Raw genomic sequence first — 26,132 nt, 5'->3', positions numbered from 1 at the left:
ACTACTCTTTTCACTTTGCACTTATCATCACAAATTATCTTAAAATCTCTGATGCCAATCTTAAATAGCTATTCTTTATGATTAAACAATAACTTTAAAAATACTATACAACTAATTGATTTTAATAATTTTACTATCATTTTAAACTCTATATAGATAACGTCTATAGTTAGCAATTACTGATGATTCATTTGCCATTGATTTGCTAAACAAAAGTCTTAAACAAGCATTATTTATTGAGTCTGAGGATTCAAAAATTAAGTGCAATTTGCTATCTATTCTGCTTTAGAATATTCCGAAACTTACTAGCTTTACATCCAGAATGTATTGTACAAAAAAGAGGCGATGATTATAAAATCATCGCCTCTTTCAAGTATTAATTTATGTTTCTGAAGTTACTTTAGAAGTCCTTCTATTTTTTCGATTACACCTTCTGCTGCTCTCTCCCCAGAAACCATTGCTGCATTTAATGATCCATTTAATAAATGATCACCAGCAAGAAAAATGTTGTTAGTAAGCTGCGTTTCTGATGGCGCGCAATTGTTACGGAGATTGCTAAGCTCAGGTAATGCTTTTCTTATTTCATATGATTTGAGAAAAGTAGTCCCTTTTATACCACAATACGTACTGAGCTCTGATGACACCATTGCGCTAAGCGCTTCCACGCTCAAATCATTATGATCTACCACGGTAACAGATAATAAACTTTTTGCACCTGTTGTAACAGTTTCTAGCGTGTCGTGATAGAATATATTGTTAATTCTAGTATTCTCATCTGCCACAAGACCAATGAGCGGCTTACGATCTTTAGGAGCATCTGCTTCAAAATACAAGTTTACACATGATTTCCATGGAGTTTCTTGACCTCTGAGGTTAGGAACTATGTGACTCGCCTCTGTTGCAATGATGATGTAGTCACTCTCTAGAACCTCGCCATTTTCTAATGTGATTGTTTGCCCGGACACTTCCTTAACAGCAGTGTCTAGTCTAACCTGAGTAGTTGCTAGCTGCTCTTGTAATTGTTTTGGTATTGCTCCTATACCTGCTTTTGGCAATGTTGCCATACCAGTACCAAACATTTTATAAACGAACTCAAACATCCTGCTAGATGTTTCTAGTGAAGATTCTAAAAATATCCCACTAAAGAACGGCTTAAAGAAATCTGTAATCATCGATTTACTAAAGCCTTTATCTTGTAAATACTTTAAGGTAGTCTTTTCTTCCTCTTTAAAAATATCCTCGAGCGATTTCTTCTTAAGACTTTTATTAAGTTTCAAAATTTTGACCTTATCCCCCAGTGTACCTATAGATGAGCTCATAGTCGGGATGAGCATTTTAAAACTACGTGTAGGATCTCCTATAGATTGCGAGTTTCTATTTTTGTAAATAGTAGCTCCAGGCAAAAAAGATTGTAACTCTAGCTTTTTGTAATCGAGATACTCTTTGGCTTTCGGGTAACTCTCAAGTAACACTTGAAAACCGTGGTCTAACTGATATCCTTTTACAATATCTGTTTTTACACGTCCCCCTATGCGATCTGTCGCTTCAAGAATTATAGGTGCGTAGCCTTTTTTCTCTAAGTTAATAGCTGCAACAAGGCCGCTTATTCCAGCGCCTATGATGTAAATCTTCTGGTCGGTTTGATTCATAACTCAAAAATAAGGTATGTATGTATTGTTTGGTCTGTTGGTTTGATAATTCTTGTACTATAAAAATCCCCTGGCTGTGACGTGATTTCTTTCTAATAATAGTTTGTTTCACATTTTCGCGAAAGCGAGATTGTTTTAGAATGGATATCCAATAGCAAAGTTGAAAATAGGTTCGTCAAATTTGAAATCCCATCGCTCGCCCTCCGGTAATGATGGATCGTGAAAAGGAGCTGCGAGATCAAAACGAATCACAAAGCCCTGAACATCTACTCTAAGTCCAAAACCACCGCCTATTCCTAATTCATTAATGAAATCTGAGGTGAACTTATCTTTACCTTCAAGATCTTCATTTTCTGTGCTATTCCATATGTTTCCAGCATCTACAAAAAAGGCACCTTTGAGATAACTGAAAATTGGGAAACGATACTCTGCATTTGCCTCTAGCCTGATGTTTCCTATTTGATCAAAGAAGTTTCCGCTAGATTGGTTTCCAGAAGATGTTCCAGGCCCCAAAGAGCGTATTCTAAAGGCGCGCACACTATATGGCCCACCAGAATAGTATTGCTTTACAAATGGTAATATCTCTGAGTTGCCGTACGCATACCCATATCCTGCAAAGAGTCTCGTTGCGATTTTTTGCTCATTTGTAATATTAAAATGATACCTAAAATCTACATCTAACTTAGCAAACTGTGCATATTCCAATCCTATAAATGTTTTATTTTGAGTGTCTGCATCATCTTTACCTAGCAAACTAATGGCGTTACCTGCAAGTTCAAAGTTAGAATTGAAAAATATTTGATGTGTTTTCTGGGTCTCTACCATCCCATTATACGTGAAGCTATAATTATGTCCAGCAATAAACTGCTGATCAAAACTCTGTCTTAACAAAGGATTTGCAGTGAGTATATCTTCAAACTCTGTCGTAGTATTAGAGAGTCTCGTATAGCTCACAGAAAGAGGATTAATACGGTGTGTGACATATTTATTTGCATCCCACACATAACCAAATCCAGCATTACCAGACAATAAGGTGTATAATCTAGAACGGCTCAAATAATCTACACCTAGTGCTGCAACCGTTTTTGGAATATTATACTCAAAAAAATCTGTTGAAATATCAATAGGAAATATCACTCTTGGGAATACGAGTTCGCTGGCCAGACCTAGCTCTATACTACTTAATGACTCTCCTCCTCCTAGTTGTACTTCGTATCCTGCAGATCCTGTAATATTAAGAATCTCCCCACCATTAAAGAGATTTCTATTGCTATAGGTTAGTGCTAGTCCAGGTCCAGCAAAATTATTAGACTTAGTTACTGCTTGCACTTCGGCTCTTAAGGCTCGTTTATTTAAAGGTGATAAGTAAATATTTGCCTCAAGAATACCTAAACTATCTGTGCGCAAGCTATCAATCTCGTCATACTGGATATTTACAAATTTATAGGCTCCTATAGTAGACAGGCGTCGCGCAGTGTTACGGGAGACATCTGGATGATACAATTGTCCTTCTTCAAGTTGTACAAATGGCGCAAGGTATTTAGGTTTAAAATAAAGCTCTTCTTGAATAAAATTTAAACTATCAAAGCGAACCACATCAGATTGTAACGAGTCTTTGAGCGCATAATTAGGATACACATTTACCTTGCTTATTTTGTAAGGAACAATGACCTTATTAGGCACATCCTTCTTAATCTTCAAGAACATATCAAAACGCTTATTGCTGTATTGATTGGTATCTATCTCAAATATTAAAAACGAAGGATTGAAGTTGTAATATCCTTTTCTTTTAAGGAGATAATCAATACGATCGCGCTCAAGTTTAAGATTAGACAAGTCATATCTCATGCCTTTTTCAAGCGGTGAGGAAGCCACCGTGCTTATCATCTCTCTATAAATAGGCGGTGATAACGTATCAAGTTGATACGTCTCCATGCGGTATGGCGTAGGTACTTTGAGGTTGTAAGTAATAGATGCTCTTTTTTTTGTCTCGCTTTCGCGAAAGCGTGAACTCACCGTACTATAGAAAAATCCGCGATTTTCTAGTCTGTTACGTAGTAATGATTCTACTTCAAATTCTTCTACATCAGATTGATAAACAGGCTCCTCTCCTATCTTTTTATTAAGCCATTTATTGATTACTCCTGGTTTTTCACGCTGTGCTTTGTAATAAACACTTAAATAAGGATAACCTCCTAAGATTTTAGAATTAGGTGTAGGTCGCAGCACACCTTCAAGCTCTGTTTGTAGCGAACTTTGATTTGTGATGGTGCTATCTGGGGATATGACAATTTCGGCGCCAGTATATAAACGTTCTCCCTCTGGAATGTACTTTTCAACACTACACGACGCGCAAAAAGCGATCAAAACTAGAGCTGAAAAATATGTAGATAATCGGTATTGCACGTGCTAGTTGTTTTTATTGTTTTCAATAGTTTCCTGAGGTGGAGTTGCTTCTTTCTTGGCTTTTTCCTCCTCTACAAGCTGCTGCTGTTTCTTTCTTAAAATAGCATCCCACAGCTGACTAAATTTATTGAACTCTTGCTGAAATATTAGAGATATACCACTTACGATTGTTTGCCCATCAATTACATTTACAAACTCACTACGACGGAAGCCTTTAAGACGGTATTGGCCATCCTCGGTAAGCTCATACTCAAGACTCACATTACCTATGAGCGGATTGCTCTCGCCAGAGGCACTTTGACCAGCTACATCAACACTACTGCCTACGCGTACTGTAAGCTTATCACCAAAAAACTTACGTTGTGCTGCAATATCTAGCTGTGTACGCTCTTGTGGTGTGGTTCCTTGATAATCTGTAAAACTATCTAATCCGAAATCAAGTTGAAATCCTGTTTTTCCCAATAACTTATCAGAAAAAATATTAAGCTGATCCGATAGAGCGTCATTTAAGTTATCTCTTGCAATACTTGCAAAACCACCACGACTTCCATCAGAATTGGAATCTGGGTAAAATCTATTTAATACAAGCAATGAGAATACCTGACGGTTGAGCTCTCCTTCTTGCTGGTTTACTTGCTGCACACGGCTATAAACTTGGCCACCTATGGCGCCTTGCTCATCTTCTGGCAAATCAAGAGCAAAATTAATTTTTGGACTCAGTAGTTCGCCATCTATATTTAAATATACTAAGAATGGTAGCTGCTGTCTGTATTTACTACTTTGAGCAGGATCTGCTCCCGCATTTGCGCTTGCCATTAAAGGTGATGCAGAAGCCTCCACTTCATATACAGCACGTACATCAAGTTTTGCATCAAATGGATCACCAGACCAGCTTACTCTACTACCAGGATCTAATTTGAATGTGCGGTTCACTAAATTGTAAAGATTCATTTCATACTGACCACTAGTTACGTCGTACACACCCGTGAGCGTCATTCTACCATTAGGTTGTAATGTAAAATTAAAATCTCCTTCTCCTTGTACTTTAAGATTATCACCTGTTTCTTTATCTATAAGAACAGTTACTTGCGCTTCTTTGTTTACCTTAAAAAGTCCTTTGAAATCGAAACCTGTAATAGTTCCGGTCTCCTCTTCTGTTCTTGTAAGTATGGCATCTGGATTTTCACGATTTACAAAAACTACGATTCCGTCACTAGATTCTATATTTGCTGCCGCCGTAGGCATCACATAAGTAACATCTGTAGCACCTCCTACTGTCGCGTCCACTGTAACAATTGGAATTTGTAAATCCCCCTTGATACTTGCTTTTGCATCAAAAACAGCCGTACCATAAATGAAGTCATTATCTTTTGGCTTAGCATTTAAAGCTTGAAAATCTTTTGCGTTGATTGTTAAATCAAAAGATGGGTTAATAAAACTCTCCGTACCAATGAGCCCAGAGACTACAAGTGTGTTTTGTTTTTCATCTAATACTGTAAAATTAGACATTGAGATTTCATCGTTATCTAAGGAGATTGTTTCGTTCTTTAAAGAAAAAGGAGCATTAAGCTTTGACACTATAAATCCAGCATTCTTAAACCTCAAAAATCCTTGATATTCTAAGCTTGCTAGTGCCCCATTTAATTTAAAATTACCCTCAAGACTTCCTGAGCCATCTTTAAGCTCTCCAAGTGAAAAGCCATCTATAGCTTCCATTTTAATCTCGTTAATATCGAGATCCATGTTAATTAATGCGCCATCTACATCTGCTACATAATCACCTGTAAGATCAAGATCAACACTTCCACCCTGAATGCCCAAATTAAAATCATAACGGTCTCCATTGAGTGACCTACCTGTAAGCTCTGCTGTACCTAAATTTTCTCCTAATAAACCAAGATTTTCTACATATAAGTCAGCCAAGAAACCTAAATCTCCAAATGGCTCCTCTAATACCAGATCGCCGTTAAGATTTCCAGTAGCTAGTTGCTCATTTGGATTGAGATAAGCTAAGAATTCGCTAATCTTAAAATTCCTAAAATCTATTGCAATATGGTCTTTCTCAATGGTAGGAAGCTTATCTGTAATCTCTACTGATTGGGTATTTCGCTTAAAGCGAAAATCATTAAAGGATAATTTTTTATCTGTGATGAGGACTTCATTAGTAACAGGGATTCCCCATTGTTTTTTATTAAAAATCAAACTATCTCTCAATACATGAAAACGGAGATTTTCTCTACTTCCTGTAATTTCAGATTGAACTTGTATAAGTTTATCCCCTCCAGCATAAGCAAGAAAGTCTAATGCTAGCTCATTATTCGTTTGATTACCGCTTATCTCTGTACGTTGAATAGCAAATGGTCCAGCTTTAATTCCTTTAAAGCCTAGATTGAAATTAAAATCATCCTTATCTGTATTCATTACAAAAGCAAGACTATCAATCTCATTACCTCCATAATTAATATGTGGTGCTTTAATAGAAGCATTTAAGACACGCTCTGCTTGCGCAAAGTCTAGATCTATGGATACCGTATCAAGATCTTTCATGTTTACTAAAAAGACTTCATTAAGTAAAGGAGACTGTCTGATTTTTCCTTTGAGAATAAGGTTTACAGGGTTTGCTAGCGTATCTGCAACAGCCACATCTCTATAAAAATAGCTATAAATATGATCCTGAAGTGCTGTTGTTATGCGTGCTGGATCTGCATTTGATTTTAAATCAAGATTCATGATTTTATTATCAAAAGTAACTGAGGTACTATCTGGGCGAACTCTCGCAGTACCATCTAGGTTCCCAATGAGGTATGAGCGGTCATCATAAACAACAATACCATCATCCATCGTAGCAGCTACGTCATAACTCGTTGCATTACCCTTAAAATTTCCTTTTAGTTTAAAACCTGTGCGCACATCTCTTTGCATGAGACCAAGTGCTTGAAGATCTGCTCCTATAATGTCTAGATCTATAGAGGCTTCAGGAGCTATAGAATCTAACACTACTAATCCATCTAACGTCATATTAAGATTTTCATCTTTATAAGTAGATTTAAATGCCCCTTTACCATTTGTGACTTGACCTTTGAGGTTAAGGTCCTTAATGGCATACTTGTTATATTGGAAAGTATTTACAGTCGCATCTAGACTTGCATCGAGTGTATTTATAGTGCTTCCTGATCCACTAGTTTTAATAGATAAGGTGAGTGCTCCTAATTGGTCATTGCCCAATAATTCTCCCATCGCATATTCCTGCACAGCTACATCTGCTTCAAATGCAATGGTGTTACCATTTTTAAATCTACCAACTATGGTTGCTGCACCTTGGCTTGAAGTCAATGCTGCCTTTGCAGTTATATCTTCCATACTACCTTTTGCATTACCCACTAGGTTAAACTTCGCAGGTAAGTTAATTGAAAGGGAATCTGCACTTACAAACTTAGAAATATCTCGCTTGGTGGTTTGTGCTTGTATCTCTGGTAGGTTCATGTAGAGATTATCTACATCGCTTAGATTACTCAGAGCGCCACTGGCAGTAATCGATGTTTCTTTACCCCAATTCATACGTAATAATGGGACATCAAGTGAAGCTAATGATCCAGATGCATTTACAAATCCAGTTAAAAACTGCTTACTCAATGCTCTTATATATTCATTATTTAACAAGTCTGGCTGAAAACGATAGGTATCTTTTACATCAAATCTAAAACTTGGTATCGATACATCAAGAGTCACCTTTTCAGGTTGTGATGTTAATGATTTAAATGAAGGGTAATTCATTGATATACAACCATCTATAGCACTATTATTTAACTGAAGCTTCAAATCATCGATAGTCAGATTCTGCTCTGACACAAGGAAATTAGTTGCTAGAGATTTTAAGTTAATACCACTTGACTCATATCCCGAAAGATGCGCTATAGTGCTACCCGCTTTAAAATCTTTTAAAAATGTATTTGTTGCGTCAAAGGCAATATTCTCAATAGTGATTGCATTAGGATTAAACGTCCCCTTAGAGGAAGTCGCACCATCCACAGTATATGAAACATCTGTGTTTTTAATAAGTGCTTCGGTAATTTGAATATTATAGGCAGGGAATATGGAAGTACTAGTAGCGCCAATAGTCGAAGCAGATGCAACAGTAGTCATATCAATACCTAAGTTGCTATCTGAAATATTAATCGTATTTACATCAATGGTAAACGTATTAAAATCTGCTTTTGGGATTTCGGCATATAGTTCTTTTAAATCGAAGTCAAAATCAATTCCTGCTTCTGTGCCAGTATAATTACCGCTTACGTTGTTAAGTGTTAACTCTTCGAAAGCTAGAAATGGCAACGGAATTTCTTCTGCATTCGGATCTGAAGGTACAGGAACTTGGTAGATATTAAAGCGTCCATTTTGAATTAAACCGCTATTAGCAGTGAATCTCATTGCGTCGAGATCTACTACATCCATCTCTACTTCTAGTACATCAAAAACATAGCTACTTGTAATTCCAGTTACACCATCATTGTAAGTGATGTCAAAATCTTTTAAAGAAATATCTCCTATAATTATATCAAGGGGATTTGTCGCAATGGTATCTACTTCCGCAGTTGAAGGACTAGCAAATGCTTCTGCTATAAAGTCAAAATTAAATCCAGAGATACTATCGTTTCTTATGATGTTTGCACGAACGCCTTCCCACTGTGCATCCTCTATCCCTATTCCAGAACCTTGTAATATAGGAAGAAACGGGATATTTGCCTCTAATGATCTGCTGTAAACCAGTGTATCGCCCTTCTTATCTTCTATGTAAAGTCCTTCAACCGCAATATCACCATCGAAGGTGATAAACACCCTTTCTAGTTCAACTTTGGTATTTGTCTTCTCAGATAAATAGGTAACTGCTTTAGAAACTATAATATTCTGTCCCCACTCACTGCGTATGAATAGAACAAGTAAGAATAATATAAGAAATATGATCAGTAAGATTCGACCAATAATGCGAAGCCATCGATATTTTCTCTTAGGCTTTTTTGGGATAGACTGTTGTTCTTCTGACAATGAAAATAGAGGGTTTGATAAGCTTTAACAAATTAACGTCGATAATCGCTTTTAACATAATTTGACGACGTAATCTTCTGTTAAATAGTATCAACCTACTATTAAAATTTTAACATTGTTGTGGGTTACGCTTTCGCGAAAGCGTGATAAAATCACTTACAAATAAATAGAGGAGATATTTGACTATTCTCACGAAAGGTGCTAATTGAAAAGCTAGTCAGCCATTAAAACGCTGTCTATAATATACAAAGAACCGTTTGAGGGACTCATATCTGCAGATAGTATTCTAGCAGTATGGCCGCTTTCATCATTGAGAATGATATTTGTTTTATCTATTGTCGCGCGGATGCTACCTCCATTTTGGGTAGTCAATTCTAAAGAACCGCCACTCTTTATAATTTCTGATTCTAGTTTTTCTGCTGTCCACTTATTTTTAACTACATGGTACTTGAGTGCTTTTTTTGCCTCAGACTTGTCATAATCACTAGATTTCTTATCTAAGACACCTAAGTTTTCATTATTAAACGCCTTATTATTTGGGGCGAATATGGTAAGAAATCCTTGGTTCACTAAACATTCATCCAAATCTAGTTCCTTAATTTGTAATTCAAATTCAGAAAGCTCTTCGGTATTGTTAATTTTAGAAACTATTCCATGTACCTTATTATCTTCAATTATTATCTGTTCTTTTAAGGCTTTTTCTGATAATTTCTTTTGCACAATCTCACGCTCAGCTTCTTCACGTATTTGTTGATCTCTTTGTTTATTATCACAAGATGATAGCGTAACGAATGCAGATATACACCCTACTAACAGTATCGTTTTGTTTAAAAACATGCTAATTCTTTTTTTACAAATATCACAAGCACATAATAGAAACTCCGCTAAGTTATCGTTAAAACTAAATGTAAAGACGTTAAAAACATAAAAAACGAGCTATTACAGCTCGCTTTTTACAACTTTTTAATAAATAAGACACCTACTATAGGGTATCCATATCAATTACAAATCGATATTTTACATCATTATTTTGTACTCGCTCATAGGCTTCATTGATATTTTTCATGTCAATCATTTCAATATCACTTACAATATTGTGCTTGCCACAGAAATCTAGCATTTCCTGAGTCTCTTTAATTCCTCCTATAAGAGAACCTGCAACACTTTTACGTCCCATAATAAGATTACCACCATGAACATCTGGTAATGGTTCTATAGCTCCTACCATACACATTGTTCCATCTACGCCTAACAATGCTAAATATGGATTAATATCGTGACTTACAGGGACTGTGTTTAATATAAAATCAAAAGTTCCGTGTTGCTCTTCCATCGCATCTTCATCCTTAGAGATCAGCACGCTATCTGCACCTAGGCGTTTTGCGTCATCTGCCTTTCCTTTTGAAGTGGTGATCATTACTGTCTCTGCTCCCATTGCATGAGAAAACTTAATTCCCATATGACCAAGTCCACCTAGACCTACAATTCCTACTTTCATTCCTTCCTTGATACCCCAGTGGTGCAACGGTGAGAATGTAGTAATACCTGCACATAATAAAGGTGCAACGGCTTTAATATCTAAATTACTTGGTATGTTAAGTACAAAATTTTGATCTACAGTTACTTCTTGAGAATACCCTCCAAAGGTGTGCCCATCTGTATGCTTGTCTTTACTGTTGTAAGTCCATGTCGCTCCTTCTTTACAGAATTGCTCAAGGTCACTTTTACATGATGAGCATTCTTGACAAGAATCTACTAGACACCCTACTCCTACAACGTCTCCTTTTTTAAATCCTGTGACATCAGATCCTACTTCTATTACTTCTCCTACAATTTCATGTCCTGGAACTACTGGGTACATTGCTGGTCCCCAATCACTTCTTACCGTATGTATATCACTGTGACAAACACCACAATATGTAATTTTTATCTTTACATCTGTAGATAGTGTATCACGACGTTTTATAGTCATTTCTTTTAAGTCGGCTTCTTTATCTTGAGCGCCATATGCTTTTACTTCTGTCATAGTTGGTTATTTAATTTATTATTAATTGGTAGTTTTCGCGAAAGCGTAACTATTCTTCTTTCTTTTTAAAATGTTGAAATCTTTTGAAACCTATTCCTGTCTTTAACTGGCGCGTTTCATTATAATATGCGTCTGCATATACTCTAGTAAAATTTGCTCCAAAAAATAAAATCAGGCTGCTATAAGAAACCCAGAGCATGATGAGGATTATAGATCCTGCTGCTCCATAAGTAGAACCAGGCTCCATGGTATTGAAGTAGTATGCCATAGCAACTTCTCCTAAAATAAATAATATGGTTGTAAGACCGGCGCCTACTCGTACTGCTTTCCAACGCACATAAACGCTAGGTAAAAACTTAAACAGTGCTGCAAATAGCGTGTAAATAACTATAAGCGAGATTGCTATATCAATTATAAATATAAATTCTATTAAAGAAGCTGGTAAAAATTCTGCTAGTCTGTTTGAAAATGCGCTAAGTAGTGAAGTGGCTATAAAACTGATGAGAAGTAAGAACCCAATAATTAAAATAAATCCAAATCCCTTCGCCCTACTTTTTATAATATTAAGAATCCCATCTTGCTCATTGAGATTAACTCCCCATATCGTGTCTAGCGCCTGCTGTAATTGAAAAAAAACACCCGTTGCACCGTATAATAGTACTAAAATACCGACTGTAGCTGTAAAAAAACCTGTTTCTTCATCTCCTCGATCTACCATCATGAGTCGTATAGACTCTGCTGTTTCTTGTCCTAAGACTTTAGTAATTTCAGCAAGTAGTTCTCCTTGAACGATATCTCTACCCCACACAGCTCCTACAATGTTTAAAATAATAACAACAAGTGCAGGCAGTGATAAGATGGCATAATAGGCAACGATAGCACTTAACTTAAATGGGTCTGATGCCATCCATTTTTTATAAGTGTCAACCATAAGGCGAGGCACATCCTTTATTTTAAAAGAACGCCTACCTTGGTCTGCCGTCATATAATTATCTGTTTTTTCCATAAAAAAACCCTTTTTCAAGGGTTTAAAAGTTATGAGTTATCTTTTTGCTCTTGGAGCGTTGGGTAATCAATGTAACCTTCTTTTCCAGGAGTATAAAACGTATCTGGATTAGGCTCATTGAGAGAAGCATTTTCTTCAAAACGCTTAACTAAATCTGGGTTTGCTATAAAATTACGTCCAAAAGCGACTAAATCTCCTTTCTTATCCATCAAATCTTGATTTGCTTTGGCAGCATCATAACCACCACTAAGAATAAGTAAACCACTAAAACGGTCACGTATATTTTTCTCAATATCTGCTGGTAAGCCTGGTGCTCCCATAGATTCATGGTTTACTAGATGTATATAAACTGGTGCAATCTCTTCTAATTTTGCAGATAGGTAATCAAATGTCTCTTTTTGACTATCAAAAGGTCCTATATCATTCATTGCTCCATTAGGAGATAAACGGACTCCTACTTTTTCTTTACCTAATGCCGCAACAACACGTTGTGTGACTTCAAGTGTAAAGCGACATCTATTCTCTACAGAACCACCATAATTATCATCTCTCTTATTTGTTCCAGTATTTAAAAACTGATCTAATAAATAACCATTTGCACTATGAACTTCTACCCCGTCAAAACCAGCTTCAATAGCATTTTTTGCTGCCGTAACATACTCTTCAATGGTATGCTCTATATCTTCAATGCTCATCGCGGTAGGTTCTGGAATAGGTAACTCACCTTTTCCATCTACATACATCTTAGTATCTTCTGGTCTAATTGCAGACGGAGCATATACTACTGCATCATCAGACATGTTATCTGGATGGGATATACGACCAGAGTGCATAAGTTGCATAAATATCTTTCCACCATTTTTGTGTACAGCACTTGCTACTGGCGTCCATGCTTTTACTTGCTCACGACTATAAATACCTGGGATACGAGGATATCCCACACCATTAAGTGACGGCGATGTTCCTTCTGTTATAATAAGTCCTGCACCGGCACGCTCACTATAATATTGAATCATTATATCTGTCGGAATATGTCCCGCAGTAGATCTTGACCTCGTAAGAGGCGCCATAACCACCTTATTTTTCAATTTAAAATGCTCAGTGTCTAATGGGCTTAAAAGTTCTTTATAATTTTCCATGCAATTTTTTTTTACAAAACTAGTCCATGCTATCGCTCATTGCGGTTAATGCGTTGTTAAAACAATGTTTTCATTATCATAAGGTTTTCACTTTCGTGAAAAATTGAAATCATAACCAACTATCTTTTTGGCGCAAGTAAGTGAAGTTGTACTTTTATATCTAAAAACGAGTAAAAAATCGTATTCAACTCATTACAAAAAAATAAACGTATGGCTACTAAAGACATGATTCTCAAAAAACTTCAAATCTTAATTACACAAGAATTTGATAGTCCAGAGCAGGCTTTTGCTTTTTTTGACGAAGATGGCAATGGCACTTTATCAAAAGATGAAATCAAAGAACTTTTGAAAAAAGCAGAAATAAGTGGTTTTATAAGATCTATGGTTGCCTCTGCATTAATAGACGGATATAGTAAGGATGGTAACGATAATGTGAGCTGGGAAGAGTTTAAAAAGGCACTTGACGAGATCAAACACTAATATCTTATCAATAGGATTCACTTTTTCTAAATAACATTCACAATATTTTCCATTTTTTTGGAATTATTCCTAATATCTCAAAATAAAGAGTAACTTTGTAACTCATTTATGAATGAGACAGAGCCTACATATCATTGTGTTATAGACGTAGAAACTACGGGAAAAGGAATTAATGGCAATCGCATTACAGAAATATGTGCGGTACGCCTTAAAGATGGTGAAGTAGTAGATAAATTTACTTCACTAGTAAATCCTGAACAATACATTCCGCCATTTATTACTAATCTTACGGGTATAGATGACGCTATGGTGGCAGACGCACCGCTATTTAATGAAATTGCAGATCGAATTATTGAGATATCGTCAGGAGCCATATTTGTAGCACATAACGTCACATTTGATTTTAACGTGTTGCGTAGCGAGTTTAAGCGACTCGGCCATTCATTTACTAGAAAAAAACTGTGTACGGTGAGGCTTTCGCGAAAGCTTATACCTAGTCTCTTTAGTTATTCGTTAGGTAATCTTTGTGCCTCTATAGGAATTCCTCTTAATAATCGCCACAGAGCCGAAGGGGATACAGATGCTACTGTAATTCTTTTTAAACGATTACTCACCCTTGATGAGGATGGCAAAGTTATGAGCTCCTTTCTTAATGTGCGCTCTAAAGAAGCTACACTGCCGCCGCACTTGCCATCTCGCATTATTCAAGAATTACCAGAAACTGCTGGTATCTACTTATTTAAAGATCGCACGGGTAAAGTGATTTACGTAGGTAAAGCTATTAATATTAAAAAGAGAGTCCTCTCACATTTTTACGACAAAAAGAATAAGGAATATTTATTAGGTCAAGAAACCTATCAAATAGATTATGAAGTTACTGGAAATGAACTTTGCGCACTATTACTAGAATCTGAATATATCCAGCAATATTTCCCAAAGTTCAACAGGGCTCAAAAAATACCCACAAGCACCTACTCTATTATATCGTATGAAAATAGAAAAGGTATCATACAGCTCGCGGTAGCCAAGACAAAATATAGACATACAGCAACTCAAAAAGTATTTACTAGAGCCAAAGCTACAGAGCGACTCATGGAGCTTTGTGAGATGTATGAATTATGCCCACGTTTTTGCGGTTTGCAGGCAACCTTTAATGAGTGCTCACATTATAGTCTAAAAAATTGTAAAGGTATCTGTAGTAATAACGAATCTGTAACTGATTACAATCTACGCGTTCGTGAAGCATTACAATCCTTTGATGCAGAAAATGAGAGTTATATTATAAAAGAAGACGGTCGTACAGATAATGAAACAGCCTTCATATACATAGATAAAGGCGTTTATAAAGGTTTTGGCTTTGTACCTGAGACAGAGCAAGTGAGTCATTTTGATGAAGTAGCCTCACATTTACTACCTAAAAAGAGCACGTATCATACAGACATTATATTGAGAAGTTATTTACGTAGACATAAAAATCCGCATATTGTATCACTTGCTATTTCTGCTTAATTATGGACACAGCCTTAGATTTTAAAACCTATTACCTTGAAATACCTGAACTATTAGTAAGTCATTATCCTGATCTTAATTTTCAAAATCATTGCTATCTACGCATTGCGCTAGATAATGTTATAGGTACAAAGTGGGATACTCAGATTGCTAAGCCAGCATATAAGCATCTTACTACAGATCAAAGAAAACTGGTCATATCTTATCTCTCATCTTACGTGAAGGACAAGAACTTACTTTTATCACATAATATGATCTCACTAGCATATAGAGGAAAGTTAGTGTAAACAGATACTTTTTCCTACCCAAAGAAAAAGGCTTGCTTCTCTTACTAAGGAAAGTATAATTGGTAATTTTGCAACGTTAATCACTTTTATACTAATTTGATATAAGGTGACTAATAAACTGCCGAGATAACATATTATCAGGGCGTTACTAATTATCCAGCTATGCATCCAAATAATAAAAATATAGGTCCTTATCTTTTTAAACAGCTTAGAAAAGCAAATAAAGAGCTTGCTCCTTATGTTCTAGAAACAGACCGCGGAATTCAAACAATAGATTTTACAAATTCTAAAGCGGTTTTAGAACTCAATCGTGCTATTTTATTAAGCGATTATTCTTTAAACTGGTATGAAATCCCTGAAGGCTATTTGTGCCCAGCAATTCCGGGACGCGTAGATTATCTACATTATCTCAATGATTTTATAGGAAAAGAAGATGTGCACGGCCTTGATATAGGTACTGGGGCAAACTTTGTCTACCCACTTCTAGCAGGATCTGTTTTTAATTGGAAAATGAAAGGAGTTGATATCGATGCAAAGGCTATTAGAAATGCAAATACAATTCTTGAAAAAAATACGCATCTCAAAGGATTCTTAACAGCTACCTATCAACAAGATCGTGCTAATATTTTTACAGGCGCTATTTTACCTGGAGAGCATTACGATTTTACAATGTGTAACCCTCCTTTTTACAGCTCTGAAAAAGATGCTTTTAAAGCAACTAAGGAGAAATCAAAAGGGCTTAAACTCAAAGAAGTTGAACGTAACTTTGCAGGACAATCTAATGAGCTTTGGTGTAATGGTGGAGAAGCACTATTTATTAAGCGCATGGTAAAGGAAAGTGTAAACTTTAAATCACAAGTGGATTGGTTTACAACGTTAGTTTCAAAAAGTGAGCACCTTTCTAAAATCAAAAAGCAACTTGAGAAGCTTAATGCAGAGCATAGAACGGTAGATATGTCTCAGGGTAATAAGAAATCAAGATTTCTAGCTTGGAGATTTAAAGAGTAGTACAAAACATCACTCTTTTTAATAATCAACTTTATTTATTTTACTCTTCCTTTAATTAGATATGAGCCATACTCACTTCAAATTATTCAAACCTTATGGTTTTATTAGTCAGCTGCTTAGTAATGATGAGCGACAGGCTAGAAAGAAGAAGTTTTTAAGTGAGCTACATGATTTTCCTGAGGGTACAATGGCTATAGGGCGTCTTGATGAGAAATCTGAGGGATTACTACTCATGACAACAGATGGTAAACTCTCAGATACCATTAATCGATCAGGTATTGAAAAGGAATATTATGTTCAAGTAGATGGTATGATTACGGACGACGCTATTGAACAAATGGCCGCTGGAGTCGAGATTGGTTTTGACGGTAAGAAATATCAAACAAAACCATGTAAAGTAAGACGATTAATTGAGAATCCTACGCTGCCAGAACGTTCTAAAAAAATAAGAGACGCTCGTCATGGTCCTACACCATGGATAGCTGTTACTATTACAGAAGGAAAATTTAGACAAGTACGTAAGATGACGAGTGCTGTAGGTTTCCCTACACTGAGACTTGTAAGAATAAGAATAGGCTCACAAACCCTAATGGGTCTGGAGCCTAGACAAGTTATTGAGGTAAAGGAGTTGCTTTAAGCAACTTTACTCACGCGTACTGCGTTCATTCCTTTTTGTCCTCTTTCTATTTCGTAAGACACTTTATTGCCTTCTTTAAGTTCACCATCGCGTACTTCAGAAATGTGAACAAAGTACTTTTCTGGAGTATCGGCATCTTTGATAAATCCAAAACCTTTTGAAGAGTCAAAAAATTCTACAAAACCAGTTCTGATAGGATCTGGCTCATCGCCTTCAACTTTCTTAGGAATTCCTAAAACAATATCGTCTACATCTACCTCTTCCTTCAAAGCTGGATCTGGTGGAGTATCTACTAATTGTCCTAAGTGGTTTACGTACACAAACTCGTTTGCTTTCTCTCCGCTTTCTTTTCGCGCTGCTTTTTTCTTGCGCTTGTCTTCGGCTTTCTTAAGCCTTTTCTTTTCTCGTTCTTTTTTACCAAAGGTTTCTTGTGGTCTAGCCATTAACTCTTTTCTCGTATTAAATGAAGTCGTTATAAGAATATCTCGTAACGCTCACGTTTACGCAGTTTAAAATACTATTAAGTCTGTAAAAGATTTTTGAACTGTGTAACCTACCTTTTGATAAGGTATTCGTGAATATTTGTAAAGATACAAAAAATAATGTGATTTTTTAACTTTCGCGAAAGCGTAATTATGTACACACCCCACTATGACTTGTATTTAACACCATTTGTTATCCTTTTCTTATCAATGGGTTAAAGCTCATTTTACTACTATGATATCTCCTTAACTTTATAAAAAACAAAAGATATGAAAACACAAGCAAATAACAATAACAAGTTAAAAGAAGACCAAAAGGATACATCATACAACTCTGACATTACGAGTGAAGACCTTAAAGTATTAGGGCAAGACATTGAAAATAACATTCGTCAAGATGGTGGAGATGATGTAGCATTAACCAATAGGGAAGAAAACGTTGATTTTTCTGGAAAAGACTTAGATGTTCCGGGACGTAGTGCGGCTAGTAAGAAGACTACAAACCGAATTAAAGACGAGGAAAACATGTTATATAGTCAAGGTGGAGAAACAAAAGAGAATCTTGAAGAGCAAAGTGATCAGTATATAAAGTAACCATTTACGATAAACGATAAAAAGCGACCAAACGGTCGCTTTTTATTTATATGGAAGTTAACTTTACAATTAGTATATCTTTATTAAATGACAATAGCACATACAGTACTTATAGGGTTAATAGGCTTTTCATTCCTTTATTACGGTGTGAGTTGTTTGTCTTCCAATTTTATGACTGCCGAATTTGAGCGTTTTGGGTTATCTAAGCTACAACGAAAAATTACTGGTGTCGCGCAAATTATAGGTGGACTAGGAGTCTTAATAGGATACTTCTACAAACCCTTACAAATTGCAGCTCTGATGGGGATTTCACTACTAATGTTATTAGGATGGGCTGTTCGCCTTAAGATAAAAGATTCATTTATAGCCGCTTTGCCATCCTTTGTATTCTTTGTGCTCAACGCTTATCTAGCTTATTATCTGATTTTCCTTAGATGAGAATAATCAATACTGAAAGTGCTAAAAACAGAAATGCAGGAAAAGACTTTTTTAAAACATCCCCTACTTTCAAGTGCATTGCAATTGCTCCTACCATCATCACCGCAATACCTAAAGCACTATAAAATTCTAAAACTGGTACAAAAATAGAAACTAGAAGCCCCACAGCAAGTAAACACTTAATTGTACCTACCGCTTTCATCGCTGTTTCTGATAATCCATAATGAGCAAATTCTTCTTTTAAGGAATTTGCATTTCCTCCTCTCCAAGGTGAAGATTGTCCTTTACGCAATAGCCAAACATTAAGAATGCTTAAACCAACAATACATTTTAAAACAATCGATAAATATTCCATGTGTTTTTTTTATTTAAAATTAAGATTTTAAGATATGTAAAGGCTGCATTTCACAAAAAAAATTAATTTCTATCATGAAATTTACCAAGAGATTAAGATTTAAGACCTTTACTTAACAAAATATAAGCAAAATCATGAATGACAACAGTACACCCGCATTAAATATATTAGGCTCATCGTTGATAGGTTGTTGCAGTGATCCTATGACAGGGTATTTTAGAGATGGATACTGTAGGACTGCTGGCATAGATCAAGGAACTCATGTAGTTTGTGCAATTATGACAGAGGAGTTTCTCACGTATACAAAGTCAAAAGGAAATGACCTCTCTACCCCTATTCCTCAATGGAATTTTCCTGGGCTTAAACCTGGTGATGGGTGGTGTTTGTGCATTTTAAGATGGCTAGAAGCAGAAAAAGCTGGGGTTGCACCACTGGTAAAGTTGGCTGCCACAGATCAAAAAGCACTGGAGTACACTACCATCAATATGCTTAAAAAATATGCCTACGATTAAGAACAGGTAGTTTTTGATAGCATTTTGACTGTAAACATATTATAGAGAATCGTTTAATTACTAACTATTTAAAAATCATTAAATCTTAGCTTGATACGTGTATAGGTCAAAATACCTTCCTTCTTTACCTATAAGTTCATCGTGAGTTCCTTGTTCTGCGATGCGGCCATCTTCTATCACTAAAATCTGATCTGCTTTTTTTATAGTACTTAGCCTGTGAGCAATGACAATAGTCGTCCTATCCTTTACTAGTTGTGATAAGGACTTTTGAATAAGCGCTTCGCTTTCGGTGTCTAGGTTTGAGGTAGCCTCATCTAGTATAATCACTTTAGGAGCAGCAAGTATTGCTCTAGCAATCGCAATACGCTGGCGCTGTCCACCAGATAGCTTTACACCTCGCTCACCTATAAGTGTATCAAGTCCATCTTCAAAACGATCTGTAAATTCATTTACATAACCAGCTTTTACTGCTTCTTGTAATCGCTCTTCTGAGGCATTTGGTCTAGGAAACATTATATTGTCCCTTATGGTTCCCTCAAATAGAAATTCATCTTGTAATACAACCCCTAAATGCTTTCTAAAACTAGGTAGTTTTACTCTTGATAAATCTTGACCATCTACAGACACCACTCCCTGTTGAGGATTTAAGAATGTTGCTGATAATCCGGCAATAGTTGATTTTCCAGAACCAGAACTTCCTACAAGTGCTACCGTAGTTCCTGCTTTTGCTTCAAAGGAAATGTTATGTATCACTTCTTTTCCTTTTTCATAAGAGAAGGATACATTTTCAAATTTTATATCTCCTTTAAAATTTTCTAGTTCTATATCACGATTCCCTAATTCATCCTCAGGTGTCATATTCATTAATTCTTCCGTACGGTCTAATCCTGCTAGCGCCTCTGTAAGTTGGCTCCCTATATTACTCATTTGTACGATAGGCGCAATCATAAAGCCTAGCAAGAGTGTAAAAAACAGAAACTCTCCCGTAGTCATCTCCCCTTGTATCATGAAATAGCCACCTATACCCATAATTCCAACAGATGCTAAACCAAGTAAAAATGTAGAACTACTAGACATCACTGCGGTAGCAGTAAGACTTTTTTTGACGTTTTGAAATAATCTATCAACACCTTCTTCAAAGGATTTATTTTCTTGTTCTTCTGCCCCAAAGCCCTTGATTACTCGTACACCAGATAGTGTCTCAGTGAGTCTTCCTTTTACTTCGGCATTGATTTTACCTCTATTTCTAAAAATAGGACGGATATGCTTGAAAGCACGTAAGGCAACATACCCAAAAATGGCTACCGGTAAGAACACAAACAAGGTCATTAACGCATTAATACGTATCAATAGCACTAATGATATAACGGCGGTTATGCTCCCTCCCACCAGCTGTACTAATCCTGTACCTATAAGATTACGCACACCTTCTACATCACTCATGATGCGTGATACAAGCGCTCCGGATTTTGTGTTATCAAAAAAGCTAATAGGTAATGACAATACTTTTTTCTGTACCTGAGCTCTAAGTTCTGAGATGAGATACTGTGCTTGCACACTCAATATACGTGTAAGTAAAAATGATGTGATGGCTTGTATAAGAAGCGCAACCCCCACGAGCCACAATAAATCGTATAGTGCAGCCATGTCCTTATTAGGGATAATGTGATCTAGTAAAGCTTTTGATTTCCATGGCAACACGAGACTCGCTAGACGACCTATTACGATGAGAATGAGTCCAATAAATACTAGCTTTCGTCGTGGCCAGATAATGGTTTTAAATGCAGATGTTATAGTTACTTTACTCTTTTTACTTTGCTCTTTTGACATAGCACAAAACTAGTTATAATTGCGCTTTCGCGAAAGCATAACTAACCACCGTCATTATATTTGAAAGCTGTAACTATGGGGTAATTATCTTATGCTCGTGGCATCATAAACTATTACTTTTTCCCAAAGATGAGCGCATTTTTCTATAAATGTCTTGTGTGCATCCTCATCTTGATACGCCTGCTGATCCTCTGCTGATGCAAAACTCAACACTAGATTATAAGTAAAGCCGTCATCTACAACTTCCCTTGTTGCCATGGGCGATGTGCCTATAAAATGTGTTTTGGCATATAGCGAACTATCCAAGAAAGTGCGCAGGGACTTTTCAAAAAGTTTCTTATCCTCTTCGTTAGTAGGGTCTTTGAACCAAAAGTAAACGACATGTGCATAGTTTTCATTAAAAACAGTCTCGCTATCTGTTGAGATAATGACATCACTCTTGATCGCAGTATTACTCGCAGCAAATTCTCCTTGATCACAAGAAGTAATGAAAATGCTGGAAATGAAAAGAATAATGAGTTGTAATTGTATTTTCATGCCCTATAATTATGAGTTAAATGTAACAAATCTTACCTTTGTGCGTTATACATACTTAATAATAGAATACATCCATTATTATAACGCTATCATATCTTAAAATTATCATAACGTAATTTTTATAAATTTCAGTTTTACTGGGCTTATCGCATGTTTTTTAACTGTTTTAGTTAAATACTTGCTTTTATGAATCATTTAGGTTATAATGGGGTAATACTCACTTAATATATAGACAATACATGAGACAACTCAAAATCACCAAGCAGGTTACTAATAGAGAGACGAAATCCCTGAATAACTATCTTCAGGATGTGAGCAAGATTGATTTAATTACTGCCGAAGAAGAGGTTGAGTTAGCACAACGTATTCAAAAAGGAGACGAGAGAGCACTAGATGCTCTTACAAGAGCAAATCTTCGTTTTGTAATATCTGTAGCAAAACAATATCAAAATCAAGGTTTATCCCTTTCTGATTTAATTAACGAAGGAAACGTTGGGCTTGTAAAAGCAGCAAAACGTTTTGATGAAACTAGAGGTTTTAAATTTATCTCATATGCAGTATGGTGGATTAGACAATCTATCTTACAAGCTATTGCAGAGCATGCACGTACGGTACGTCTTCCTCTCAATAAAATTGGTGAGATAAGTAAGATTAACAAAGCAATGGTTTACTTACAGCAAGTACATGAGCGTAAGCCTACCTCTGGAGAAATTGCAAAGTATCTTGACATATCTGAAGAAAAAGTAAAAATCTCACTTAAAAACGTAAGCCGTAGTTTAAGTATGGATGCTCCTTTTGCCGAAGGTGAAAATGATAACAACTTATATGACGTTTTAAGTTCTAGCGAGTCACCTCGTCCAGATAGAGAGCTTATGCAGGAGTCTTTAAGTATTGAGATCAACAGAGCACTAGACACACTTACAGAGAAAGAAGCAGAGGTTGTACGTTTAAACTACGGTTTAGGTAATCAACCAGCTATGACACTTCAAGAGATAGGCGATATTTTTGACCTAAGTCGTGAGCGTGTACGCCAGATTAGAGAGAAAGCTATCAAGAGATTGCGTCACACTTCTAAAAGTAAAATCTTAATGAAGTATTTAGGATAATATCCTATTTTACAATAAAACATAAAAAAAGCCCGTTTTTACGGGCTTTTTTAGGTTAAGTAGGTTAGACATTAATGCTAGCTTTGGGGCCTAGACACTAAAAACTATTGTAAAATCAACTTATGAATTTGGGGATTCTAATTGACCATCTTTTAATGATGATTCAAATATAAAACCCTTAATTCAATCCCACAAGCTATTTGTGTATTTTATCGTGATTAAATGCATTTTATCGATATTAATATTAGATACATGTTAATGTCTGCTAATTAAGACTACAGATTGATATCTGGATTAAACCTTTAAGTACATTAGAAGTCTTATAATTTATAAAAACGCATCTCATAGAAGAGCAAGACCTTATACACGCATTACAGCAAGATCCCAATAATGGATCATTTGCTATATTACTTGATAAATATCAAAAGCCGCTGTATTGGCATATACGAGGGATTGTAAAAAATCATGAAGATGCAGATGATGTGTTACAAAACGTTTTTATTAAAGTTTATAAGAGTATTAAAAACTTCAAAGAAGATAGCAAACTTTATACTTGGTTATATAGAATTGCGACTAATGAATCGCTAACGTTTTTAAAGAAACGTGCTAGGCATTTACAAATTTCAAATGAAGAGCTTCAAACGCGCATTGTTGAGAACCTAGAAAGTGATGTCTATTTTAATGGAGACGACATACAACTAGCATTAGAAAAAGCAATAGCGCAATTACCAGAGAAACAACAGCTAGTCTTCCAGATGAAATACCATCAGGATATGAAATATGAAGATATGAGTGAAATACTCGGCACTTCTGTAGGAGCTCTCAAAAGTTCTTACCATATCGCTACAAAAAAAGTAACCGCCATATTACAAGCAGATTAAACCTTTTGACTTTTTAAGAGTCTTATTTATAGAACCGTGAAAACAACAAACAACATACCGTCTAAAAGAGGTTTTAAAGTTCCTCAAGATTATTTCGACACTAGTCGAGAAGTAATTCTTGATGAAATCACCTTAAGAGCAGAAGTATCTAGCTCAAATAGTGAGCGCTATGATGTCCCTGATGGATATTTTGAGAACTCTAAAAACGAAATGCTTACTACGCTTTTGCGAAAACTAGAAGAGGAAAATACATCAACTCAAAATACGGCTACTAAAGTAATATCTCTTAAAAACTATTACTATTCAATTGCAGGAGTGGCTGCTGCCCTCCTACTCCTAGCTAGTATTGTTTGGTCACAACTAGACACAACTGCAGGAATCGAGAGTATTGCTATTGCAGAGTATTTAGATGATGAAACCAGTGATCTTGAACAAATTGAATTTGCCGATTGGTTATCTGATGATGACATTGATGCGCTTCATAATGATATTGCCTTAGACGAATCAGTTATTATCGACTATCTAGATGATCGCACAGATAGCTACCACTTTTACTTAGATTAAATTATGAGACTACTTATAACATGTATAATTACGATAATGATCACTGCAACTGCAGTAGGTCAAAAAGAGGATAGAAACGCTAAAAAGGAGAGAATACAAGCGCTTAAGGTTGCATATATTACTGAAAAGTTATCGCTTACTCCGGACCAAGCGCAAGTGTTTTGGCCTATTTACAATACCTACGGTGAGCGCATGTCTGAGATCTATAGCAGAGAACGTAAAGTGCTAAAGGAAACCAGAGATCAATTTGATACTATGGATGAAAGCAGCGCAAAAAACACGCTTGATAACATTCAGTCTTTTGAGCAACAAAAACTTGATGCTAGAAAAGCATTGTTTGTGAGTTTAAAAAATAAGCTCTCTTATAAAAAGACACTTATACTTCTCAAAGCCGAAGGAGATTTTAGACGTGATTTATTACACAAACTTCGTGGTGATAAAGATGGAAAGCGCGATCACAGAGAGCCATAATAACTCTCTTATCTTTTAAAATTAAGCCTTGCTAGTGCGTTTTTTCCTCCCGCATAAGCTGTAGAATCATTTGCAAATCTTACAGTCAAGAAAGGCGCATCAGATAATTGTTTCCATGAAGCACCTGAGTCGCTTGAGTATGAAATACCTGTAAATCCAGCTGCAATAATTTCCTTTCCATTTGAGTTAGGAACATACTGAACACAACTTTTATAGCCATCATTTTTACCAGAAGCAGTAACTATCCATGACTTACCACCGTCGTTTGTCATGGCTATATTGTCAATATTATCTTCTGGGGTAGTATAATCACCTCCGTATATAATACCTGTTTTATTGTCATAAAAATCCATGGTATAAGCACCTTGAGTATCTTTTCCTTGAGCTACTGGAACGTTATAAATACTCCAAGAAAACCCCTTGTTTGCAGAATAGTATATTCTAGACGTACCACCACCGGTAATAATCCATGTCTCGTCGCCTATGGTTTTAATATTAGTATTACTAGCAGCAAAAGCTCCTTCTTTTTCTAGTTGATTAGGCAGTGATCCACAATCTAGCTTTCCCCAAGTAGCACCGCCATCCCTTGTAACAATAACAGATAAACAACCGTTTACAGAATCCCCTATCGCGATTCCCTCTTCCTCATTCCAGAAAGTCATAGCATCATAAAAAACACTATCTTGTTGCTCTGTATATACTAATGAAACCTCTTTGCTTGTTCTATCATAACGATATAACAATGCTGGATTTTCAATAGAGAGTATGTAAAAAGCCTTGCTAGTATTAGCAATACTTCTAAAAGCTGGATTTTTACCCAAAAAGTCTATTCTACCTTTATTAGTCTCTTTAAATTGTGAAGCCATCGCAGCATCTGTAGACTTGGTTTTATCAAGATTCATCTCATAAATACCATAGTGACCGTCGCTACCTGCATACATCACTGCATCGTGAGCTACTTCTAGAGCACGTATACTCGTACTATCCTGATGTAAAAATTCGATATCCACTTTCGTGAAAACTTGAGCATCCTCAACCGCAGGATGTTGGTCATTAGTTTTTACATCCTTACAAGATGTAATAAGAAGAAATAAAATAAAAAAAAGAGATAGAAAACGCATTGTCAAAATTTTAGTAAAAATAGCACTATTACCTAAAGAACCAATACCTTT

The 26,132-nt window shown here is 36.0% G+C and carries 24 protein-coding genes; 12 read left to right on the top strand and 12 right to left on the bottom strand.

Annotation, left to right across the window (positions count from 1 at the left end; genetic code table 11):
* Positions 1–395: 395 nt before the first annotated feature.
* The 7 genes from JM84_RS09710 to JM84_RS09680 form a co-directional block, all read right to left on the bottom strand.
* On the bottom strand, positions 396–1,649 hold the full coding sequence (locus JM84_RS09710) for an NAD(P)/FAD-dependent oxidoreductase (RefSeq protein ID WP_013752188.1): 1,254 nt from the start codon (positions 1,647–1,649) through the stop codon (positions 396–398).
* A 135-nt stretch (positions 1,650–1,784) separates the two neighbouring features.
* Entirely contained in the window at positions 1,785–4,055 is a 2,271-nt protein-coding gene (locus JM84_RS09705; protein WP_144784023.1) for a BamA/TamA family outer membrane protein, read from the bottom strand.
* A 3-nt stretch (positions 4,056–4,058) separates the two neighbouring features.
* Complete coding sequence (locus JM84_RS09700; protein ID WP_144784021.1) at positions 4,059–9,098, bottom strand: translocation/assembly module TamB; 5,040 nt, start codon at positions 9,096–9,098, stop codon at positions 4,059–4,061.
* A gap of 213 nt (positions 9,099–9,311) precedes the next feature.
* Positions 9,312–9,935 carry a fasciclin domain-containing protein gene (locus JM84_RS09695; protein WP_144784019.1) on the bottom strand — a complete coding sequence of 208 codons (624 nt, stop codon included), beginning with the start codon at positions 9,933–9,935 and terminating at the stop codon, positions 9,312–9,314.
* 145 nt (positions 9,936–10,080) lie between these two features.
* The gene (locus tag JM84_RS09690) at positions 10,081–11,124 is read right to left on the bottom strand and encodes an NAD(P)-dependent alcohol dehydrogenase (protein WP_013752192.1); all 1,044 of its coding nucleotides are present in this window, start codon (positions 11,122–11,124) and stop codon (positions 10,081–10,083) included.
* A gap of 49 nt (positions 11,125–11,173) precedes the next feature.
* Positions 11,174–12,130, bottom strand: coding sequence for a YihY/virulence factor BrkB family protein (locus JM84_RS09685; RefSeq protein WP_144784017.1), 957 nt, complete (start codon positions 12,128–12,130; stop codon positions 11,174–11,176).
* Between the two features lie 29 nt (positions 12,131–12,159).
* Positions 12,160–13,269: an alkene reductase gene (locus JM84_RS09680; RefSeq protein ID WP_144784016.1), complete on the bottom strand. Its 1,110-nt coding sequence runs from the start codon at positions 13,267–13,269 to the stop codon at positions 12,160–12,162.
* 210 nt (positions 13,270–13,479) lie between these two features.
* Between JM84_RS09680 and JM84_RS09675 the strand changes: the two genes are divergently transcribed.
* The 5 genes from JM84_RS09675 (at position 13,480) to JM84_RS09655 (ending at position 17,190) form a co-directional block, all read left to right on the top strand.
* A complete protein-coding gene (locus tag JM84_RS09675) occupies positions 13,480–13,749 on the top strand; it encodes an EF-hand domain-containing protein (protein ID WP_013752195.1) in 270 nt (89 codons plus the stop codon).
* Between the two features lie 108 nt (positions 13,750–13,857).
* Positions 13,858–15,258 carry an exonuclease domain-containing protein gene (locus JM84_RS09670; protein ID WP_144784014.1) on the top strand — a complete coding sequence of 467 codons (1,401 nt, stop codon included), beginning with the start codon at positions 13,858–13,860 and terminating at the stop codon, positions 15,256–15,258.
* A 2-nt stretch (positions 15,259–15,260) separates the two neighbouring features.
* On the top strand, positions 15,261–15,545 hold the full coding sequence (locus tag JM84_RS09665) for a hypothetical protein (protein WP_013752197.1): 285 nt from the start codon (positions 15,261–15,263) through the stop codon (positions 15,543–15,545).
* Positions 15,546–15,707: 162 nt separating this feature from the next.
* Positions 15,708–16,553, top strand: coding sequence for a 23S rRNA (adenine(1618)-N(6))-methyltransferase RlmF (gene rlmF, locus JM84_RS09660; protein WP_144784012.1), 846 nt, complete (start codon positions 15,708–15,710; stop codon positions 16,551–16,553).
* A gap of 61 nt (positions 16,554–16,614) precedes the next feature.
* Entirely contained in the window at positions 16,615–17,190 is a 576-nt protein-coding gene (locus tag JM84_RS09655; protein ID WP_144784010.1) for a pseudouridine synthase, read from the top strand.
* Here JM84_RS09655 and JM84_RS09650 read toward each other — a convergent pair.
* Positions 17,187–17,633: a cold-shock protein gene (locus tag JM84_RS09650; RefSeq protein ID WP_144784009.1), complete on the bottom strand. Its 447-nt coding sequence runs from the start codon at positions 17,631–17,633 to the stop codon at positions 17,187–17,189. The genes JM84_RS09655 and JM84_RS09650 overlap by 4 nt on opposite strands.
* A 309-nt stretch (positions 17,634–17,942) precedes the next feature.
* On the opposite strand from JM84_RS09650, the gene JM84_RS09645 reads away from it, so the two are divergent.
* Together JM84_RS09645 and JM84_RS09640 are read left to right on the top strand one after the other, a co-directional pair.
* Positions 17,943–18,266, top strand: a complete 324-nt coding sequence (locus tag JM84_RS09645; RefSeq protein ID WP_144784007.1) for a hypothetical protein — start codon at positions 17,943–17,945, stop codon at positions 18,264–18,266.
* An 87-nt stretch (positions 18,267–18,353) separates the two neighbouring features.
* Positions 18,354–18,704: a DoxX family protein gene (locus JM84_RS09640; protein WP_144784005.1), complete on the top strand. Its 351-nt coding sequence runs from the start codon at positions 18,354–18,356 to the stop codon at positions 18,702–18,704.
* Here JM84_RS09640 and JM84_RS09635 read toward each other — a convergent pair.
* Positions 18,697–19,059 (bottom strand): DoxX family protein, encoded by a 363-nt coding sequence (locus JM84_RS09635; RefSeq protein ID WP_144784003.1) that lies wholly within the window; start codon positions 19,057–19,059, stop codon positions 18,697–18,699. The two genes, JM84_RS09640 and JM84_RS09635, sit on opposite strands and share 8 nt — an antisense overlap.
* A gap of 134 nt (positions 19,060–19,193) precedes the next feature.
* Here JM84_RS09635 and JM84_RS09630 point away from each other — a divergent pair, with 134 nt between their 5' ends.
* Positions 19,194–19,571, top strand: a complete 378-nt coding sequence (locus tag JM84_RS09630; protein WP_144784001.1) for a DUF2237 family protein — start codon at positions 19,194–19,196, stop codon at positions 19,569–19,571.
* Between the two features lie 78 nt (positions 19,572–19,649).
* Here the strand turns inward: JM84_RS09630 and JM84_RS09625 are convergent, their stop codons facing one another.
* Entirely contained in the window at positions 19,650–21,401 is a 1,752-nt protein-coding gene (locus JM84_RS09625; RefSeq protein ID WP_144783999.1) for an ABC transporter ATP-binding protein, read from the bottom strand.
* A gap of 84 nt (positions 21,402–21,485) precedes the next feature.
* Entirely contained in the window at positions 21,486–21,938 is a 453-nt protein-coding gene (locus tag JM84_RS09620) for a Dabb family protein (RefSeq protein ID WP_144783997.1), read from the bottom strand.
* A gap of 239 nt (positions 21,939–22,177) precedes the next feature.
* Here JM84_RS09620 and JM84_RS09615 point away from each other — a divergent pair, with 239 nt between their 5' ends.
* From JM84_RS09615 to JM84_RS09600, 4 genes are all read left to right on the top strand, one after another.
* Positions 22,178–23,044 (top strand): RNA polymerase sigma factor RpoD/SigA, encoded by an 867-nt coding sequence (locus tag JM84_RS09615; protein WP_013752207.1) that lies wholly within the window; start codon positions 22,178–22,180, stop codon positions 23,042–23,044.
* Positions 23,045–23,373: 329 nt separating this feature from the next.
* On the top strand, positions 23,374–23,925 hold the full coding sequence (locus JM84_RS09610) for an RNA polymerase sigma factor (RefSeq protein WP_315897946.1): 552 nt from the start codon (positions 23,374–23,376) through the stop codon (positions 23,923–23,925).
* 36 nt (positions 23,926–23,961) lie between these two features.
* Positions 23,962–24,489: a hypothetical protein gene (locus JM84_RS09605; RefSeq protein ID WP_144783993.1), complete on the top strand. Its 528-nt coding sequence runs from the start codon at positions 23,962–23,964 to the stop codon at positions 24,487–24,489.
* Positions 24,490–24,492: 3 nt separating this feature from the next.
* A complete protein-coding gene (locus tag JM84_RS09600) occupies positions 24,493–24,960 on the top strand; it encodes a hypothetical protein (protein WP_144783991.1) in 468 nt (155 codons plus the stop codon).
* Between the two features lie 8 nt (positions 24,961–24,968).
* Here JM84_RS09600 and JM84_RS09595 read toward each other — a convergent pair whose 3' ends face one another.
* Positions 24,969–26,081 carry a WD40/YVTN/BNR-like repeat-containing protein gene (locus tag JM84_RS09595; protein ID WP_144783989.1) on the bottom strand — a complete coding sequence of 371 codons (1,113 nt, stop codon included), beginning with the start codon at positions 26,079–26,081 and terminating at the stop codon, positions 24,969–24,971.
* Between the last annotated feature and the right edge of the window lie 51 nt (positions 26,082–26,132).

It is taken from the genome of Dokdonia sp. Hel_I_63, assembly GCF_007827285.1.
In the GTDB taxonomy this organism is placed as follows: domain Bacteria; phylum Bacteroidota; class Bacteroidia; order Flavobacteriales; family Flavobacteriaceae; genus Dokdonia.
Note: the sequence above shows the minus strand (reverse complement) of the source record. Positions and strands in the feature narration are given on the sequence as shown.